Here is a 19,165-nt window from a genome sequence, read left to right as displayed (position 1 = left end):
AAGAGCCCAAGAGACGCGGGCCGGTGAATATCGTGGGATCAAAGCAAACCGGAAAGGTGAGTTGGGCCTCCTGGATCGCCATTGGATGGGGTGTGTCTATCAGGTCCGGGCAACGCTTTCCGGCGAACGCCAGCAATAGCGGCCTAGCGGACCCGCAACAGTGCCAGCTGGTATCGACAGAAATGATTGTGTGGCTTTCAAGATGCGTGCCGTGGTCTCGAAATTACTGCGCCAACATTTCAGGCACGTTCAACGATGGGGAAACTGCGCAACACAATCTGGCGCGCAGGCACTGGAATGGTCGTGACGTCCACGGTTCGCGCTGCGCCCGTGCCAAGCATCTTCTCTAGGCTTAGACGTCTAATCGGAGGCCATGAATGGCCTGGCCAGCGTGTCCGTAGCCGACGTCCATGGGCCTTTGCCCCTGATGGGCATGGACGGAACTTTTTTGCGTTGCCGAAGTCGCTGACTGTTCGCCATGGTGGACTCGCTTCTTGTGACCGACAGAGAGCCCCGCCCGAAGGCCACCCATAGAGAGGACGCGAGGATTTGGCCCAATCCCCCTCTAACAATTATGATGGAAGCGCGACGCCCCAAACAGGCTCGGCTTTTGCCCAATCGGAAAGCCTTGCAGCTGTGCTCATCGGCCGCAACGAGGGAGTACGCCTCATCGCCGCGATTGCTGCGGCAAGGGACCAGGTGAGACGCGTAGTCTACGTCGATTCGGGGTCCACTGACGGAAGCGTCGCCGCGGCGCGCGCTGCTGGCATCGACGTGGTCGAACTCGAGCGCTCGCGACCGTTCACTGCCGCCCGCGCCCGTAACGCTGGCGCCGAGGCCTTACGGCGAACTGGAATCTACCCTGAGTTCATTCAGTTCATCGATGGTGATTGCGAGTTGCGGCCGGGGTGGCTCGGTACAGCGAGCGAGTTTCTCAAGACCCATCCGCGCGTGGCCATTGCATGCGGACGGCTTCGGGAACGCTATCCTGGTACATCGATCTACAATCGCCTCTGCGATAGAGAGTGGGACACGCCGATCGGACCAATCCGGGAGTGTGGCGGCATTATGCTCGTACGATCGAGTTCATTCGACGGCGTCGGAGGGTTCAATTCCTCGATGATCGCTGCAGAAGATTCCGAGCTTTGCGTGCGCTTGCGATCGGCCGGTTGGGAAATCTGGAAGCTCGACGCCGAGATGGCCTGGCACGATGCGGCGATGACCCAGTTTTCTCAGTGGTGGCGGCGTTCGCGCAGGAGCGGCTATTCTTCGGCTGAAGGGGTTGCTATGCACGGGCGACCTCCCGAGAATTTCAGGGTAGCGGTCGTTCGCCGCGCACTCACTTGGGGACTTTTGCTACCGTTTGCCACGCTGGTCGCGGCGATCTTTTTGAGCCCTTGGTGGCTTCTCTTGCTTTTGGCGTATCCAGCTCAGATCATCCGCCTGACTATGAGCGGAGGTGGCAGCCAGAATGCTCTGGAGAATGCAGTCTTTTTGACCTTGGGAAAGTTTCCGGAGACGCAAGGTATCGTCGAATATGTGGTGCGTCGTCTCCTCGTGAAGCCAGCCGCCATCATCGAATACAACTAGATTTCCACGGAGGTACTCGATGGAGATTTCTCCTTTGAGAACAGGGCTGATCGGGGCCGGATACATCGCTTCCTGGCACGCAGCGGCGCTCAAGAGCGTCCCTGGCGTCCGTCTCGCCGCCATCTGCGATGTCAATCGGACGGCGGCGGCTGCATTGGCCGGCGGCTATGGCGTGCCTGCGTTCACGTCGCTCGAGGAGATGCTCGCCGCTAAAGTGGTGGATGCCGTCCATATCCTAACCCCTCCACCCAGCCACGCCCCCATAGCGCTCGACTGCCTGAAGGCGGGCCTGCATGTGCTCGTCGAAAAGCCGGCCGGGATCAACGCGCAGGAGGCGTCGAGCATGGCCTCTGCCGCATCAGCGGCAGGCCGACAAATCGCTGTCGGGCACAATTTCCTGGCCCTGCCAGCTTACGAGCGATTGAAAGCCCTTCGCGACGCAGGCCGACTTGGTCGGATTGCTTCGGTTGAGATCCGCTGGTGCCTCCCGCTTGCGCCTCTTCGCTCGGGGCCGTTCGACCTTTGGCTTATACGCGAGCCGCGGAATCTTCTCCTTGAGCTCGGACCCCACCTCTATGCGTTCGCCTACGACCTGTTCGGCCCAATAGATATTCAGCATGTCGAGCTGGGCATGCCGATTGATCTGCCCGGCGGCGGCACACGTCACCAATCCTGGCGCATCCTGGCTCGCGCTAAAGGTGTTGAAGTTACCTTCATGCTCTCCCTGGTGGAAACCTTCGATGACCGTTCAGTTACCCTTCGCGGTTCAGGCGGCGAGGCCCGGTTCGACATGGCCCACGATACGCTCGAGGTTCGCGTTGAGAACGCAAACGACATCATCCTCAATCCCCTCGCTGGAGAACTCTCGCTCGCCTGGCAGCATTTTGCAAACGGGCTCGGGAACGCCGGGCGTCAGCTCTCATCGCTCAACCGTAAGTCGCCATACGGGCTCAGCTTCCAGAGGCTCTGCGAAAGCTTCTACGCCGCCGTTCGGCGAGGTGGTCCAATCGATCCGAGATTCTCCATGGACGCTGCCGAACATGTCATGGAGGCGATAGGAAAGACGCTCGACCAACTGCCGCCATTACGGGCTCCGGCGACGGTCCGCAGGGTCGAAAAACGCAGGCCCACGGTGATGGTGATCGGTGGGACGGGCTTCCTTGGACGGAACCTTACGCGCGCCCTCGTTGCATCGGGACGCGATGTTCGGGTGGTGAGCCGCGGACACGGGAGTTCCTTCGCCGATCTGGCAGACCGGGTCGAGACCGTTTCGGTGTCGCTCCGCGATCACGACGAACTGGTCCGCTCGATGGATGGAATAGAGACCGTATACAACCTCGCGAAATCCACTGACCATAGTTGGGAGGAGGCACTCCGTAACGATGTTGCCGTTTCGACGGGCATCGCCAAAGCGGCGCTCGAGGCCGGGGTCGGCCGGCTCATCTACACGGGCACCATTGCCTCCTACGACATGTCGGACCCGTCCAGAGTCATTTCAGAAGAAACCGGCTTCGCCACCGACATGACCGATCGAAATATCTATGCGCGGTCGAAGGCTGAGTGCGAGGCACGACTTCTTGCCCTTCATCGCGAGCAGGGCCTGCCGCTTGTGATTGCCCGACCCGGCATTGTCGTCGGCGAACGCGGACCACTTCAGCACTGGGGGATAGGCCGCTGGAGCGGACCTGGAGCGATCCGTCTCTGGGGGAACGGGCGGAACATTCTGCCCTTCGTGCTAGTCGGCGATGTTGCGGATGCGCTCATCCGGATGATGGAGACCGACAACATCCTGGGTGAGTCCTTTAACCTTGTCGGCGAAGCGATGTTCTCTGCACGCGACTATTTCGATGCGATCCATAAGAGCCTTGGTGCTCGGATCGTTGTGAAACCTGGCTCGCTCTATGGGCTCTATCTGCTTGACGGGATCAAATACGCTCTGAAGCGGCATGTTCTGCACAACCCCGGTGCGGTCCGAGCCTCACTACGCGACTGGCAATCGCGGGCCCATCTCTCGCCATTTGCGAACGCAAAGGCGAAGGCACGGTTAGCCTGGAAGCCCGAGGCAGATCGGGATGTCTTCATAGCAAAGGCGATCGAGAAGGCTACCCTGCTTGGATTCTAATGTTACAGCTTCGTTTGAAGATAGTCATTCATGAACAAATGGTTACAGCGTCGATTTCAGCGTAAGACCCCGGGTTTTCGGCAGTGCGCGACGATCGAGATGTTCAAAATCGCAATGGGTCTCACCCGGCGACGGGCAGGGAGCTTGCGGATGTCGTGGCCGCGGCCTCTGAGGAAGGCGAAGGTCGCGACGCTGATAGTACCCTTCAGCATGAAACGCGCGAGACGCTCGCCGGCCACCGTATTTTGTGTCGCCTATCTCGGGCTTGATCGCACCAAGGCGCTTAAGCAGCTTCGCCGGCATGGGTTTCCCGCCCCTCCGCAGGCAGCTGATCAGCACTCTCGGCGTCGCAACGCCGTGGCCGATATGGCCGCAATCGACGACGACCAGGGATGGTTTAAGCGGCCACACCGAGGTGTTTTCGCTTGCGGCAAGAATTTTGCAGTTCAACAGTAAACTCAGTCTTTCTATTCCTTGAATTGTCGAAACTCGGAGCGCTTGAAAGCCAACACTCATGAGCAGTCCCATGATCGGTGCCATTCGACAAACGAAACCGGCAGGGGCCCTCTTGACGGTCATCATTCCGGCCAACAACGAAGAAGGTTACATCGGCCGTTGTCTAGAGGGGCTCCTCGGTCAGGACAAAGACGCGGGGCTGGTCGAGATTATCGTCTCCGGCAATGGCTGTACGGACCGGACTGAGGAAATCGTGCGCGCGGCGGTCCCCGCAATGGCACGGAGAGGGTGGAACCTGATCTGGGAGAGTAGGCCTGAGCTCGGTAAATTCGGTGCATTAAATTGGGCCGACAGGCGGGCTTGTGGTGCAATGCGCATCTACCTCGATGCAGATGTTCAGTGCGAGCCCGCGCTCCTCGGGCAGCTGCGTAAGGCGCTCGGCCGACCCGGTGCTGTCTACGCCACAGGGACGATTGCAGTCGCTCCAGCACGAAGCTGGATAACGCGACGATATTCTGCGGTATGGTCTGAGCTACCGTTCGTCGTAGGCGGGGCTGTAGGGGCAGGTCTATTTGCAGTGAACGCGGCTGGCCGGGAGCGTTGGCGTGAGTTTCCGGAGATTATCTCGGATGATACTTTCGTGCGCCTGCAATTTTCACCTGAAGAACGGATTGAGGTGCCCGCGCGCTACCATTGGCCGATGGTCGAAGGGTTTCGAAACCTAGTTCGGGTGCGTCGACGTCAAAATGCGGGTGTTGCCGAGATTCGACGGCTCTATCCCGAGATCATGGCAAACGAGGGCAAGGTGCCGCTCAGCGTTGCTGACCTGCTCACTTTGGCGCTGCGGCGTCCGATAGGCTTCGCTCTTTATGTACTTGTCCAGCTTGCAGTTCGTCTCGGCACGCCAACCCGAGAGTGGAGCCGAGGCCGATGAGTCAAGCTTCCTTCTCTCGATTGGGATGGGCGGGCATTTCACCTCGGGAAGCCATGGGAACCGCGTCCACTTGTGCTGTTAGTGGAGGCGGGCCGTGAGACATGTTTCGATCGTCGGGACCGGCTATGTAGCGGATCTCTATATGCAGTCGCTCGCGACCTTCAGTGATATCTCCGTTCGGGCCGCCTTCGATCGTAATCCCGAGAGGCTCGCGGCATTTTGCCGCCACTGGAAGGTGCCGCCGGCCGACGGCCTAGCCCAGCTTCTCGAGGATGCGGGGATAGAAGAAGTCATCCTCAATCTGACCAACCCGGACTCGCATTTCGAAGTGAGTTCGGCCTGCCTTGCCGCTGGGCATCATGTCTACAGCGAAAAGCCTTTGGCGATGGAAATGGAGGCCGCACGGACATTGCACCGCATAGCCGGTGAAAAGGGCCTCCTCTTGGCGTCGGCCCCGTGTAGCGTTCTTGGGAAAGCCGCGCAGACGCTCTGGAAAGCCGTGCGCGATGGGAGGATCGGCCGGCCGCTCCTAGTTTACGCAGAGCTCGATGATGGCTTCATTTCCCAGGCGCCTTACCGCCAGTGGGTCAGCGCCTCCGGCGCGCCCTGGCCCTTTGCGGATGAGTTCCGGGTGGGCTGTACCGTGGAGCATGCAGGCTACTACCTTACTTGGCTGATTGCGATGTTCGGCCCGGTCCGAAGCGTGACCGCTGCCTCCGCCGTTCTGGACGAGACCAAGCTCGGCAATCTGCCGACTGCCCCGGATTTCTCGGTGGCAGTTCTCTTCTTTGACCACGGGGTGACGGCCCGTCTCACTTGTTCGATCATAGCAAGGCACGACCACGCCATGCGAATCGTCGGGGAGGCAGGAACCCTCGAGGTTGGCGAGGCTTGGGACAATTCCGCTCCGGTCCGGCTGCGGCGACGGCGCAGGGTGCGGCGACGGCTCATCGAAATGCCGTTCACACGCAGGATCCGCTTCGGGGAGGCCACCGGCCGAAAGGTGGCGCGTTTTGGGTCGGCCTCGATGAACTTCGCGCTCGGACCTGCGGAAATGTTGGACGCTATCTCGGAGGGCCGGCCGTGTCGATTGACCGCCGATCTGGCGCTTCACCTGAACGAGGTAACTCTGGCGATCCAGCAGGCCGGTAGTACGACTGGGACGGTGAGAATGACGACGGACTGCGCTCCACTTGAGCCGATGAGCGGTGCCATGGGGCAAACGGAGATCAGACGCGGATGAGTGGCGTGGCCGAGCACGGGGCGATGGCTTGAACGGGCCGGGTCGCATCCTGATCACCGGTGCCGCGGGATTTCTTGGTCGCGCTGTCGTCGACGCCGCCCGCGGCGCTGGTTACTCTGTGAAGGCGCTGGTTCGCAATAAGGGGGCCGAGCCACTTTGGGACGACGATCCTGGAGTGGAGGTGTGTCGGCTAGATCTCGCTGCACCTGGGGCCGCAAGCACGCTCAAAACGCTGCTCGTGGGCGTCACGGCCGTAGTTCACACGGCGGCGCGTTTGCGAGGGGAGGAAGACGAGCACTTGCGCGACACAGTCAGGGCGACTGAAGCTCTAACCGATGCGCTCTCTGCGCTCCCAGCGAGCGCGCCGCGGCCATGTCTTCTGCTGGCTGGCTCCTTCTCCGTCTACGACTATGCCGGCCTCGCCGATTGGGCCACGCTTGACGAACAAGCGCCGACGGAGGCCAATCCGAAACGGCGAGACGCCTATTGCCGGGCCAAGCTGATGCAGGAGGCAATCGTCGTTCATGCCGCGCGCGAGACGGGGCTCGCGGTAGAGGTTATGCGCATAGGCTTCCTCTACGGTCCGGGCCACATGTGGCCCGCCCAGCTCGGCTTCCGGATTGGTCGGGTCGTGTTTTGCCCCGGAGGACGGATCCCAGTGCCAGCAATCCATGTCGAGGATTGCGCTGCTGCTTTGATTGTCGCCGCAAGCCGCCCCGCTGATAGCCCGGTCCCTGTTGATGTGCCATTGCCGGGTGGGCCCGGACGCCTGGAGATCATCAACCTGGTCGCTCCGGAGGTTCCGGACCAGCGCACCTGGCTGCGCGCAATCGGAGGCCACCGGCTCGTGCCACTACCAAGAGCACCGCTTCTTTGGCTTGCCCGTCTCGGCGATCTTGCAAGCGCAATCTTGCCCCGGCTCGACCAGGCACTTCCCAGTGTCCTACACGAGTCGAGCTTTACCGCCCGCTTCAAGCCACTGCATTATAGTACGGCACGGGCGGAAGAACGACTTGCACTCAAGGCTCGCCCCTTCAACGCGTCGACCATAGGGAAACGGGAAGAAGCGAGTGCTTCGCGATGACCAAGAATGCCTCTTCCGCCCGCACTTCCATTGGACGGATCGCGTATCTGACCGGCGAATATCCGCGGGCGACCGACACATTTATACAGCGTGAAGTAGCAGCTTTGCGTGAGCTTGGGCTTGAGGTCCATACGTGCTCAATCCGGGTCACCAAGAAGCAGCATCATGTTGGCGAAACCCAGCGCAACGAGCATGCTCGGACGTTTTACGTGTTGCGCGCCGCGAAGCACCCGGGCACGCTGATCGTTGCTCACCTCGAGGCTCTGATGCAGAGCCCGAGCCGTTGGTTTTCGGCATTGCGACTGGCCTGGACGACCCGCCCCCCTGGGGCGAAGGCACTTATCTGGCAGCTGTTCTATTTTCTTGAGGCAGCGGTGCTCGCTCGTCACCTAAGGCAGGTGGGCGCAACACACCTTCACAACCATTTCGGCGACGCGAGCTGTTCGACGGCCATGCTGACCAGTGAAATGTCAGGTATTCCTTTCAGCTTCACCCTGCATGGGCCAGCGATCTTCTTCGAGCCGAAGTGGTGGCGGATCGACGAAAAGATCGCCCGTGCCCGCTTCGTCGCCTGTATAAGCCATTTCTGTCGCAGCCAAGCGATGCTGTTCTCCGACCAGGCCCACTGGGGCAAACTTCGGATCGTGCACTGCGGTGTAATTTCGTCGAGGTACGGCACTGCACCACGCAAAATATTCGGCCGCCACATAATCTTCGTGGGCCGACTCGACAGGGTGAAGGGGGCCACCTTGCTCCTTGACGCCTTCGCCCTGCTTAGACGGAAGTGGCCTGATACCCGTATCTCCTTTGTTGGGGACGGTGCGGACCGCGCGACACTTGAGACCCAGGCAGCAGAACTCGGTCTTGGGACATCAGCGACCTTCCATGGATATCGCGACCAAGACGAGGTGGCAAAGTTACTGGAGGCAGCAGATATGCTGGTACTGCCGAGCTTTGCCGAAGGATTGCCGGTGGTACTCATGGAGGCGATGGCAAGTGGCATCCCGGTGGTCGCGAGCCAGCTCGCCGGCGTCCCCGAGCTTGTGCGCGATGGCGTCTCAGGCTTCATCGTGCCTCCCGGGGACGCAGTTACCCTGACCGAGCGGCTAGAGCGTCTGCTTCGCGATCCGGAGCTCTGTCGTCACATGGGAGAAGCGGGACGCGCAACGGTCGCAACGGAGTTCGACTCGGTCCGAGAGGCAACTTGGCTTCGCGAGTTGTTCGAGGGCACCGGCAAGGGGCTCAGGCCGGGATGCGAGTCTAAACCGGATGGATCGTAGACGCTCCGGTGGGATGAGCGCAGTCCCGATCTGCACTGGCAGAATGGGTGGTGACAAAGTGCTCCTCGGCGGCCAGATCGTATTGCGTTCGCGGCAACGAGCCAAAGGAGGTGCTATGCATCGAACGGATGATCGAGCCGGACAGCCAGCTGTGCCCCAGAGTTACACAATACCCAGGCGCCTACCAGATTGGCAAAGTATCCTACTTTTGCAGGGACCCCGCTCCTCCCCAAAAGTCACGAGAGGAACGGGGATGGGCACGACGTTGATGACATACCTGGCTCAACTATTTAGGGTAAGAGCACAAAATCACGCCCAATCGTCACAAAGAATGCATTTGAGGTTGCGCTGTTCGACTCGTGCAGATGCCGATACAGGTAACCAGCTCTCAGAGACCATACCGGCGTCACTTGGCGCGTATAAGTCAAGCTAAGGCTGCGATAGTCCGTGGGCGATGCCGTGCCGAGTAGGCCTGAACCAGAGTGGCTGGCAACGACGCCAAAACTGACGCTCGAAATCTCATTAAGCCTATGGGTGTAGTCCACTTCGAGTCGAGCGTAGGCCAAATCGTTGTTATCGACGGTTAGGAATGTCTGCCGAGAGAGAGTTGCCGAAATGCTATCCGTCGGACCGGTAGTGGTGTAGCTCAACTGCCCAACCAACTGCGGTCCGTGGCCCGGTCGTGTAGAGGTGCCCCCCAAGATTTGTAGCTTCCCCGTGGGCAAGACAATAGTGCCGCCTGCTTCGACAGTATTGCGCACGCCGAGGACGTCGTGACTATGATTGTACTGGGCGTTTAGCGTAAGTACAGGCGAAAGCTCGCGCTGATACCCAAGACCAATCTGATTCTGTACCTGGCTGGTTCCAAGTGCGTCATCGTAATGTGTTTTTGAGTAGCCTCGCGTAACGTCAAATTCGCTGGTCCGATCCGGGCGAAGTTGTAGCGTCGCGCTTAGTGAATGGGTGCGATTGTCAAATACCGTTGGATCGGTGTTATTGTAGTAATGCCGCTGATTTGTACCAGCCGAGACCAGAATACCCATCGGATTTTGTATTCCGGTCTGAAGATCCACGCTGTTATCCAGCGCCATCACTGATCCCGTCACGGCAGTGACGTCCGTAGAGGAAACCGCTCCATTCCCAAGACCAATCGGCTCGAACAAGGTAACGGGCGATTTGCTATAACGACTGTTAAACGAAAGCCGCGTCCCTCCATTGTTGTAACCGTAAGAGAGCGATGCTCTTGGTTCGAGTGGCAGGGTCTCCCCCCTTTTTCCAAGCCTCCAGAGGGCGCCGATCGACGCATCAAACGACTGGAACTTCGTCCGGCTCGAATAGGTAAGCCCCAGATCGGTATCGAGTGTAATCGCCTTGTCGGGAGCCCCAATCTGCAAGCTTCGATTGCTGTCAGCGTTGACACCAGTCAGAAAGTTGAAAACAAGCCTCGGAGGCGGGCTGTTCGTGGTGGCGCCCGCCTCCTGAGACAATGCCGATGTCGCCATGGACACCGCGCCCGACAAGGCGACCAGGGCCACCCCAACCTTAAAGCCCTTGCAAGTCATCGCTTCTACTCAAACAGGTTACGCTGCGGAACAATAATCACATCTCCGGGCTTCAGCACCACCGGTGATGATTGAGTGCCGGACAGCATATTTTCGAAATTGAACGTGTAGACCTGTTGGTGACCCGCCGAGTCCTGGCGCACAAGTTCGATCCGCGTCTTTGCTGCAAAGTTGGTAAACCCGCCACTAATAGCCAGCGCCTGGATCAGTGTCGTGCCGCGAGACACGTCTGCTTGACCGGGTTTCGTCACTTCACCCATTATGTAAATGGGAATTTGCCTTCCAGCTGCTCCGACAGTCGACACTTGCTTCGGCGCGAGCGCCGCAACAGAGAGATATACCGTAGGCTTGACGGAGAACGACGGAGAGAGGTCTTTGGTCATTGCCGCGCGCAACTCCTCCACTGTCTGTCCGGCCGCGGATATAGTGCCAACCATTGGTACGTTCACGGTCCCATCAGGTAGGACCAAGAGCTTTTGGTTCAGCGAGGAGTCCTGCAACACATCTAGTTGAAGCACATCGCCCGGCTGGATTCTGTAAGCACTCTGGGCGATTACTGCTTCTGACTGCATCACAAGCAGCAGGGAGGCGGCGATCATTAGGGCTAAACGTTTTAGCTTCATTTCTCTGCGCTTTCGTTGAAGGTTAATTGACAATGTTCCGACCTCGAGCAAAGCCAGAAGGCTTTTTCCGGCAAATTCGCTCATAGGCGCAGGGCGTACCAGCATGGCAACAGCATTGCGCCGCCCACGGCCTTCCCGTTCGGCTTAGAGGCAGGCGAAGCCCCCGAGAGCTGATTGATTTCCTAACGCGTCTACGTGCCTGGTCTTTGGGAGCCGTGGGGATCAGTCGGCACAAGTACGCCGGCTGAAACTCAGCCAATTCGCCGAGCGGACAATTTCCGGAGAGTGCCCCGAGCGAAGGAACGAGGCAGTATTCTTTCAGCCCTTGGCTATCCTCCATTCTGCGTAGCCCTCCTCCCTCGCTCCGACAGCGCCGCGCGAGGACACCGTGCGAGGTGGAGATTGGGGCAACGATGGGGATGAACCGGCTCCAGTAGGGTGTATGTGACAACGCAACGTCGAGAGCGACGACGCGCTTGACATGTCGTCGATAAACACATGCTGGAGGAAGTCTAACTGTAGAGCCGGCTTCGAAGGCAGCGCGCGATTGCTTCACTTCTAAAGTCACGGGTACCTCCGAACACGACGCGGCAAGCAGGACATGTTCTGCGAGAAGCCTTTGACCTTACCTCCTACCTTTGGCCGCACCTGCTAGACGATACGGCTCAACTTCAGCAGGCTGAGCCAAACGAACCTTGGACATGCCAGTGCCCATGAAAGACCGAATCGCGCCACGTTGTCCAAGAAAAACCTTTCCTCTGTTGTCGGGCGCATGTCGGTTGTTACTCAGTACCAACCACCGGTCTGCCTGCCTCCACGTCCGGGCAGATTACACGGTGTTTTGGCGCGAGAGGGCGGTTTTGCAGAAGGAGGGCTCGTGGCGTGACGATCCCTTCACCTTTGACTCCAGGCCATTCCCTGGCACAGCGATGCGTCCACGAGAGAACTGAGCTGATTTGCTAGCTGGGCGGCCCGACCAACCGGATCGGTCCCGTCCTGGGGACACGCTACCAGCCCAATGCCGCACAGGTCACTCGGCTCCGGAAGCGAGCGGGACAGACAAGTTATCACGTACGCAACGTAAAGATCATTGCATTTGCCAAAGAAGTGCTAGTTGCGCTTTGGCGGTTTGCCGTCGATGGCGTAGTTCCTGAGGGAGCGACCATGAAACCCGCCGCCTGAGGGTCAGCGAGACCAAGCTGCTCCGCGACGCCATAGCGGCTTGGCAACCGAGGGAACGCCGCCGATGTCCAGCATGGCACCTCAGATGTCGTCATCTTCATAGAGTGGCCTCGGTCCTTTGGAACTCTCCGGTCCCGTATGTGGGACAGTCGTCGGGAACATGGTCCCACGGGATGCGAGCTTTGCAGCGCGCGGAGAGTTCACCTCGCACACCGATATAGAAGCCAAGCAATTGGCGAAGGCTTCGTCATGTAAGGCCGGACATATGACCGCGAGCGAACCGGTCAAACCAACGTAGAATTCTTGCTGGCGGGGGCAAAGTTCACACGGGGCACACAGAGGCCGTCCTGCGCGCGGCGCATAACCAGAGCCCCGTTGCGACCACATTGTCTACAACTCCGGTCGCGACAGGTGACGCAAGACCCCACCCCCTGACCAAAATACGGGCCCTAGCCTTTGTTGGTCGCCGGTTTCAAAGTCCCTTCCGCAACAGAACGCCCCTTAACGATTCCTTATACCTCACAGTATATCACACGTCGTCAGCGTTAGTTGGGCCGGGCGACGAGAGGCGGTGTTTCGAAGGGAGGCCCTGATCCCGACACGATCAAGAATTGTTTCGTGTAAGGAAACCTCTTTGCCGACCACTAAGCTCCATAGGCCTTACTTGGGAAGGATTCGGGCACTTGTCGCCTGGGTATGGTTGCTTTTGAACAAGATCTTGCCCAGATTTGATGTGAGAGGGCACGCCAAAGCGCGCGCCCGCGCATCCGAGCCAGCGCGGACACGCTTCCTTTGGTCTGTAGGTTGTTAGGATAGAACATGAAGGAAGCGTCAGGCCTGCGGCGGGATCATGACTTCGAGGACCGGTCGTCCGCTGTGAACGACTTGGCTGATCCATCCCATTACAAAGGCTTCTACGCGGACTTTTACGGGTTTCGAGAGCGTCCCTTTACGCTCTTGCCTGATCCAGAGATGCTGCTATGGGCACCCCAATATCGCAGAGCAATCTCCGTGCTGGAATTTGGAATAGCGTCGCGATCCCCAATTACTCTTCTGACTGGGACCATCGGGTGCGGCAAAACCACGCTCATTCGGGAACTTTTGGCTCGGATCGAAGGAGGGGTCACAATTGGCCTAATTTCCAATGCGCAGGGCGGTCGTGGTGAGCTAATCCAGTGGATCATGAACGCGCTCGGCCTAAAATTTGACTATAATGCCACTTACGTCACGTTATTCCAGCAAATGCAAGACTTTATGGTTTCTGAATACGCAGCCGGACGCCGAATTATTTTGATTTTTGACGAGGCACAAAACCTCTCACAGGAATGTCTAGAAGAGCTAAGGATGCTCACCAACATTAACAGTGGCAAAGATGAGGTCATACAACTCGTATTGGTCGGGCAGCCGGAATTACGAGATATGATTCACCGCCCGAGCCTTGTGCAACTCGCACAGAGAATTGCTGCCAGTTATTATCTTGAGCCACTGAACGAAGCCCAAACCGCGGAATTCATAATTCGTCGTCTTAAAATAGCAGGCGGCAAAGGCTCGGAGTTCGCACCCAGTGCTCGGGCGCTAGCATATCAAGTGACTGGTGGCGTTCCGCGACTGATAAATCAACTTTGTGAGATGGCCTTGTTTTATGCTTGGTCTATGGGTCGTCGCAGGATTGATGCAGCCATCCTTGAACACGTTATTAATGACAACATCTTCTTCGCCATACAGCCGAGTAAAGCACCAAGATCCGTTGTAACTGGCGCGAACCCGGAAGGCCCAACCGACCAGAGACCCGAGACATTGGGAGATTCCGTTGAGCGAATGGAGACGCGAGCGCACAAGGCATGACTGACGATCAAAAATATTACCTCGCCTTTGTATTCTCGCGGCTCCATTTTATTGCCGCTATATTTATTTTCGCGACGATCGGCTCTGGAATCTATGCATTCAGCGTAAAACCTCAGTACGACTCAAGTGCGACTCTTATGCTCGAAGCTCCTAACATTAGGGATTCGGCCGCACAAGCCAATGGCAATTCTCCACTTGAGCAACTTCAGTTTATTGAAAAGAGGCTGCTAACCAGGAAAAATCTTCTGGATATCGAGAAAAAACTAGCGATATTGCCGCCAAACTCCCACATGAAGCCCGACGATATTGTCAAGGCCATGGAGAGGCGAACCAACATAACTATCGATACGGGGCAGGACCGGATCGCGCTCTTGACTATCGACTTCAGCGCCGGCGATGCGCAGAAAGCTGCTGATGGTGTGAATGAATTAGTGAACCGGGCCATCGCTTATAACAACGAGAGTCGTACAAGCCGTGCGCGGGATACCGTCCGCTTCTTCACGCAAGAAGTCGAGCAACTGAAAGAACAACTTAACGCCCAAAGTGCCAAGATTGTTGCTTTTCAAAATTCCAATACAGATGCGTTGCCTGCTACCCTCGACACGAGGATGCAGCAGCAAACCAGTCTGCAACAACGGCTCCCACAACTCGACGGCGAAATAGCTACTTTGCGGGCACAAAAGCAGCAACGCATCGATATATTCAGAGCTACCGGCCAAGTTGGAACCACGGCAACACAAACACCAGAAGAAAAGCTCCTACAGCAGTCTCAAGCGGATCTGGCCGACGCACTGTCCGTGTACGCGCCAAATAGCGAAAAGATCACTATGCTTCGGGGTCGCATTGCGCATCTCAAGGCCTTAATTAAGGCTCAGCCTAGCACTCCTTCAACGACGGCCAATCCCTCGTCACTTATTAGATTGACCTCGGATTTAGACGTACAGATAAAGCAACTAGAGCTACAGAAAGCTGCGGCACAGAAGGAACTCAAAACCATAACGGATTCAATCAACCGTACGCCGCAAGTAGAAGTTCAACTATCAATACTTAATCGTGATTACGCTAACACCGAGAACCAATACAAAGCAGCAAAGGACAGCTTATCGAATGCGTCTGCCGCGGCGCGGATTGACGCGCTGTCGAAAGGCGAGCGCTTCGTAATACTTGACCCAGCCGTGGTTCCTGATTGGCCGACCAAACCCAACCGAAAGAAGATAGTCCTCCTGGGCTCTTCCGCAGGTCTGATCCTAGGGCTTCTGTTTGTGGTGCTGCAAGATATGTTGAACCCTTCGGTGCGCCGACCGATTGAACTCATCCGTCAACTCGAGATCACACCCCTTGTTGCGATACCGTATACGAAGACCCCTTGGGAGCGGCTGCGCCAACGCCTCGTGCTCGCCTCACTGATAGTCTTGCTCATCGTGGGGTTGCCGGCGTTGGTCTTCGTAAGTGCGGCCCACTACAAGCCCCTTGCGACGTTCCTACATAGTGTGGGAACGAAGATCGGGTTCTGATGGCGTTAGGACATTGAGGATTTTCGATGGAGCGACTGGAAAGCGCCTTAGCGAAAGCTCGTAAGCAGCGCCAGAAGGCTCATCGGGAGCCTGAAGTCTCGGCTGAAGAGATCCATCTTGAGCACGATTGGACGGCACTGCCATCAATCGTCATCAAGCCACGTATTGCCGATCGCCGACGCCTTGGAGCGCTGTTGGGTGGCGCCGATGCTGCACCTTATGACATACTGCGCGCAAGGCTACTCCGTCGTATACAGCAGGGAGAGTGGCGCCGGCTTGTCGTGACATCTCCGAACAAAGGCTGCGGAAAGAGCACGGTAAGTGCAAACTTGGCGCTGAGCTTGACGCGACTGCCGGATTTCAAGGTTATTTTAATGGACTTTGATTTGCGGAGACCTTCGCTGTCGACCCTTTTTGGCAATCGATCGCCCTACAGTATAGATGAACTATTGCTGGGACGGGTTGAGTTCCAGGATTATGCGGTAAGATTGGGAGAGAATCTTGCGCTTTGCACCAGCCACGCGCCCGTGCCGGCATCGGCCGAACTCATTCGAAGCCGCGCTACAGGCGACTTGATATCAAGGCTTGAATCGGAGTGGAAGCCGAACCTAATCATATTCGATACACCACCCATGCTGGGCAATGATGACACGCTCGGGTTTTTGCCGCTGGCCGACAGCGCCCTGCTCATCGCAGCTGCTGGCACGACCACACTAAACCAGATTGACGTTTGCGAGCGCGAACTCTCTGAGGTCACCAATGTGGCGGGCACTGTGTTGAACAAGTGTCGCTATCTAGGCGCCGACGACAAGTACGACTCCAGCTACTATTACTGAAAATTCCAGAATGGTTCGGCACAAGCTAGGCGATTGGTCTGTCATGGGGTGGTCATCCCGGAATCCGTAAAGTCAGCCCCGAAGTCTCGAAGTTCGGTTCACCGGAAGCAGCCACTGAGACCCGTAACTCATTGGAATCACATGATCTCGAACACCCACACGGCCACGACAACAACTTAATTGTCGAAGTTCGGCTTGTAGCACACACACGCTACTGAACGATAGGGCCACCCACTCTGGATGGGAAATCTAGGCCGTGAGCACCCTCCGTCAGACGGACTCAAGCTCCTTTGAAGGCACCCCTTTCTGCGAGGCAACCATAGCCTCTCTTTGCTCCTGCCGCACTGTCGTTCGGGCCCGCTTTCTTTTCCGACGAAGCGCTTGAGCGAAAAAAAGCAGCAAAGCTGAGGCAACCCCACCGACGCTATATGCGAAAGTAGCAGCAAACCACCCGTCGCCGCGCAACAAAGCTAGACCCGCCGAAATAGCGCCACCAACAACGCCAATTAACATAAATCCTAGAGCCATTCAGTCCTGTCCACGTCTTTACGTTGCCCTTCGCGCGACAGAAAGCGAAGCCATCTTAATTCCCCTTACACTACCTACGACCAAAGTAAGGCAAGATTGTGCAAAACGCGACGAGCGCATGAAAATGTGAACTCAATGAGGGCCTAATCAACCTCGCTGGCGGCGCCAGGATTGAGGGTGTGAGCGATCACGAGTGGTGTAGACATGGACTGGGCTGACATTTTCTGGCCCCTGGGCTCTCGGCGCCGACGACGGTCCGGGATCCGGCTGCCCCGAGCTTATGCCCGCAGCTACCTTCGTACGAGGAACAGGCAGTCGAGCGCGAAGAGCTGGGCACAGCCTGCTGGGCGACGGCGATCATATTGGTGCCATGGCCGCCTGGGGCCTGCGCCTCGCCAGGCGCGTTGCCATGAAGATGGCAAGGGTCGCCGTCGCCCGCAAACTTGGCGTAATCTTGCGATGCATCTGGGACGGCGGAACGGTCTTCGAATGGGGTAACCAGATGCGGGCCAGGCGACACCGCCAAAAAAAGGGCCAGAAATTGCAGGGCTGAGACCAGACCTGTAATATCCCGCCGGGACAACGGTTGCGGTGACCTCGTTCAATCGGTTGCAGATCCAATCGGAGACTGCGCTGCAAACCTTGAGGCATCCGGCCCGAACACCAGCATGAGACCACGAACTCGAAAAGGAACATCACCCCGGCACGGACAAAGACAGACTTGCTTCAAAAATGGCGCATAAAACAGCGACGAACTCGCGGGAAGACGTTGGGAGCTAAGCAGCGGGCGACCACCCATGCGGCCCGTTTTAGGATGATGCGGCTCGAACAGCGCCATCAACCTGCGTCAGGGAACCAGCACATCCATCTCGGTCCAGAACATCTCCCACTGCAAACCATTCTTCGCCGCGGACCTTAGGCTAGGGAAGGCAGCCTGCTTCGTCATCGCAACGCCTCCTCGTTTGCCCGCCGAAACCTACCAAGTTAGGCCAGAACCGCAAGCTATTCAGTCCTTCCTTAAGGGCTGATGCTGGATAGCAACATCCTTTATGTATGGAGCAACCAACCCCGCAGCGCCATTGCCATGCTGGGGAAGGAAGTCGACCCTACCTCTCACCGTCTGGCTCCGCCTGAAACCAACTTGGTTCGCTGCGGCCCGACTGGGATCGCGCGAGTGATCGACGATTCCGCGCCAACGATTTTGTCAATCACATAGTCGACGCCTCAATGGCTTGATCCCCTTCTGAGGTGACCTGATCGCCATAAGAGGATGGCGAGAGCATCGCAATTGACCCAATTCGGTCGAGAATCGACCCATCCTCACCACATGTTAGCCGGACTTGTCCGACCTCGACCGGCTCAGGTCGAACAATGCCCTTATGCACAGGTCCGGCGCCTCGGTCGTCGTTACGGAGGTGATGGTTAAGAAATGTCTCGCCGGTGACGCGCGAGTTAAAAAATTCGCATGGTCTGGCGTGGTCCGGACCGGTGGAACATGCAATCCAGGAGATGACCATGAAAAAGATTCTCATTACTGTCGCCGCGATCGGTCTGAGCGCAGGCGCAGCATATGCAATCCCAGCCAACTTCGGCTCTTCTATATCCCAGTACGGCAATGTAAATAATGCGGCGGTCAATCAAAACGGCCTGAATAAATCCTCGATTTTGCAAGTTAGCCCTCCGTGGGGATTTTGGGGAAACACCGCAACCGTTGATCAAAATGGATTCGGAAATAAGCAAAAGACTACTCAATTCGGAGCCAGTGAGGCAAATACGACCCAGAAGGGGTATTTCAACCAATCAACGACTCATCAAGATGATTGGGGAAATTATTCAAACACCTATCAGAAAGGCCGGCACAATAATGCCAATACGTCGCAGGATGGTATCAATAACGTATCCGTTTCGCAACAGTACGGTAGCGATAATCAAGCCAGCACCCAGCAGTGGGGCAAAGGCAACGTTTCTGTGACGACCCAAGACGATCATCATAATTTTTCGACGACCGTTCAACAGGGCGGCTTTAATACTTCGACCACCAGTCAGGATGGATTCCACAATGTAGCCTCAACGGGTCAAGTCGGAACCAACAATAAGTCGACCACGACCCAAGACGGCGTCCACAATATATCGGTTACCTACCAACAGAGCTCTTTCTCCAGCGCTCCGGGCAACAAGGCCACCACAAGCCAAAATGGCGGAGGTAATTGGGGCCAAACTACGCAGTTCGGGAGTGGCAACACATCAACGATTAGCCAGTCCGGGCATGGAAATATTGCCAGCGTCAGTCAAAGCAATTTCTAAGTTGCGCTGAGGCATTATTCGGGCGGTCGTCGGATCGCCCGAATAATAGCGTGACATCTCAA

General features: G+C 57.4%; 12 protein-coding genes. 10 read left to right on the top strand and 2 right to left on the bottom strand.

Features of this window, described 5'->3' with window-relative positions; translation table 11 throughout:
- Nucleotides 1-549: 549 nt before the first annotated feature.
- The 6 genes from EIP85_RS18135 to EIP85_RS18110 all read left to right on the top strand — a co-directional run bounded on the left by EIP85_RS18135 (nt 550) and on the right by EIP85_RS18110 (nt 8,709).
- Nucleotides 550-1,590 (top strand): glycosyltransferase family 2 protein, encoded by a 1,041-nt coding sequence (locus EIP85_RS18135; protein WP_127903625.1) that lies wholly within the window; start codon nt 550-552, stop codon nt 1,588-1,590.
- A gap of 19 nt (nt 1,591-1,609) precedes the next feature.
- Nucleotides 1,610-3,712 carry an NAD-dependent epimerase/dehydratase family protein gene (locus EIP85_RS18130; RefSeq protein WP_127903624.1) on the top strand — a complete coding sequence of 701 codons (2,103 nt, stop codon included), beginning with the start codon at nt 1,610-1,612 and terminating at the stop codon, nt 3,710-3,712.
- Nucleotides 3,713-4,238: 526 nt separating this feature from the next.
- Complete coding sequence (locus EIP85_RS18125; protein ID WP_127903623.1) at nt 4,239-5,102, top strand: glycosyltransferase family 2 protein; 864 nt, start codon at nt 4,239-4,241, stop codon at nt 5,100-5,102.
- Between the two features lie 94 nt (nt 5,103-5,196).
- Complete coding sequence (locus tag EIP85_RS18120) at nt 5,197-6,345, top strand: Gfo/Idh/MocA family protein (RefSeq protein ID WP_127903622.1); 1,149 nt, start codon at nt 5,197-5,199, stop codon at nt 6,343-6,345.
- Nucleotides 6,346-6,373: 28 nt separating this feature from the next.
- Complete coding sequence (locus tag EIP85_RS18115) at nt 6,374-7,429, top strand: NAD-dependent epimerase/dehydratase family protein (RefSeq protein ID WP_127903621.1); 1,056 nt, start codon at nt 6,374-6,376, stop codon at nt 7,427-7,429.
- On the top strand, nt 7,426-8,709 hold the full coding sequence (locus EIP85_RS18110) for a glycosyltransferase (protein ID WP_127903620.1): 1,284 nt from the start codon (nt 7,426-7,428) through the stop codon (nt 8,707-8,709). Before EIP85_RS18115 ends, EIP85_RS18110 begins: the two co-directional genes overlap by 4 nt.
- Nucleotides 8,710-8,999: 290 nt before the next feature.
- Here EIP85_RS18110 and EIP85_RS18105 read toward each other — a convergent pair whose 3' ends face one another.
- On the bottom strand, nt 9,000-10,271 hold the full coding sequence (locus EIP85_RS18105; RefSeq protein WP_127903619.1) for a hypothetical protein: 1,272 nt from the start codon (nt 10,269-10,271) through the stop codon (nt 9,000-9,002).
- A 5-nt stretch (nt 10,272-10,276) separates the two neighbouring features.
- Nucleotides 10,277-10,978: a polysaccharide biosynthesis/export family protein gene (locus EIP85_RS18100; RefSeq protein WP_164871794.1), complete on the bottom strand. Its 702-nt coding sequence runs from the start codon at nt 10,976-10,978 to the stop codon at nt 10,277-10,279.
- 1,917 nt (nt 10,979-12,895) lie between these two features.
- On the opposite strand from EIP85_RS18100, the gene EIP85_RS18095 reads away from it, so the two are divergent.
- The 4 genes from EIP85_RS18095 (at nt 12,896) to EIP85_RS18080 (ending at nt 19,103) form a co-directional block, all read left to right on the top strand.
- Complete coding sequence (locus tag EIP85_RS18095) at nt 12,896-13,921, top strand: ExeA family protein (RefSeq protein ID WP_127903617.1); 1,026 nt, start codon at nt 12,896-12,898, stop codon at nt 13,919-13,921.
- Nucleotides 13,918-15,435, top strand: a complete 1,518-nt coding sequence (locus EIP85_RS18090) for a GumC family protein (RefSeq protein WP_127903616.1) — start codon at nt 13,918-13,920, stop codon at nt 15,433-15,435. The genes EIP85_RS18095 and EIP85_RS18090 overlap by 4 nt, the downstream gene beginning before the upstream one ends.
- 26 nt (nt 15,436-15,461) lie before the next feature.
- Nucleotides 15,462-16,271, top strand: coding sequence for a tyrosine-protein kinase family protein (locus tag EIP85_RS18085; RefSeq protein WP_127903615.1), 810 nt, complete (start codon nt 15,462-15,464; stop codon nt 16,269-16,271).
- 2,043 nt (nt 16,272-18,314) lie between these two features.
- The gene (locus EIP85_RS18080; RefSeq protein WP_164871793.1) at nt 18,315-19,103 is read left to right on the top strand and encodes a hypothetical protein; all 789 of its coding nucleotides are present in this window, start codon (nt 18,315-18,317) and stop codon (nt 19,101-19,103) included.
- Nucleotides 19,104-19,165 lie beyond the last annotated feature (62 nt).

This window comes from Solirhodobacter olei (genome assembly GCF_004010155.1).
Lineage (GTDB): Bacteria > Pseudomonadota > Alphaproteobacteria > Rhodobacterales > Rhodobacteraceae > Solirhodobacter > Solirhodobacter olei.
Note: the sequence above shows the minus strand (reverse complement) of the source record. Positions and strands in the feature narration are given on the sequence as shown.

Coding starts and splice junctions, on each gene's coding strand:
- EIP85_RS18130 (WP_127903624.1), top strand. CDS start 1,610: ATGGAGATTTCTCCTTTGAGAACAGGGCTGATCGGGGCCGGATACATC.
- EIP85_RS18105 (WP_127903619.1), bottom strand. CDS start 10,271: ATGACTTGCAAGGGCTTTAAGGTTGGGGTGGCCCTGGTCGCCTTGTCG.
- EIP85_RS18095 (WP_127903617.1), top strand. CDS start 12,896: ATGAAGGAAGCGTCAGGCCTGCGGCGGGATCATGACTTCGAGGACCGG.
- EIP85_RS18080 (WP_164871793.1), top strand. CDS start 18,315: ATGAAAAAGATTCTCATTACTGTCGCCGCGATCGGTCTGAGCGCAGGC.
- EIP85_RS18090 (WP_127903616.1), top strand. CDS start 13,918: ATGACTGACGATCAAAAATATTACCTCGCCTTTGTATTCTCGCGGCTC.
- EIP85_RS18100 (WP_164871794.1), bottom strand. CDS start 10,978: ATGAGCGAATTTGCCGGAAAAAGCCTTCTGGCTTTGCTCGAGGTCGGA.
- EIP85_RS18125 (WP_127903623.1), top strand. CDS start 4,239: ATGATCGGTGCCATTCGACAAACGAAACCGGCAGGGGCCCTCTTGACG.
- EIP85_RS18085 (WP_127903615.1), top strand. CDS start 15,462: ATGGAGCGACTGGAAAGCGCCTTAGCGAAAGCTCGTAAGCAGCGCCAG.
- EIP85_RS18110 (WP_127903620.1), top strand. CDS start 7,426: ATGACCAAGAATGCCTCTTCCGCCCGCACTTCCATTGGACGGATCGCG.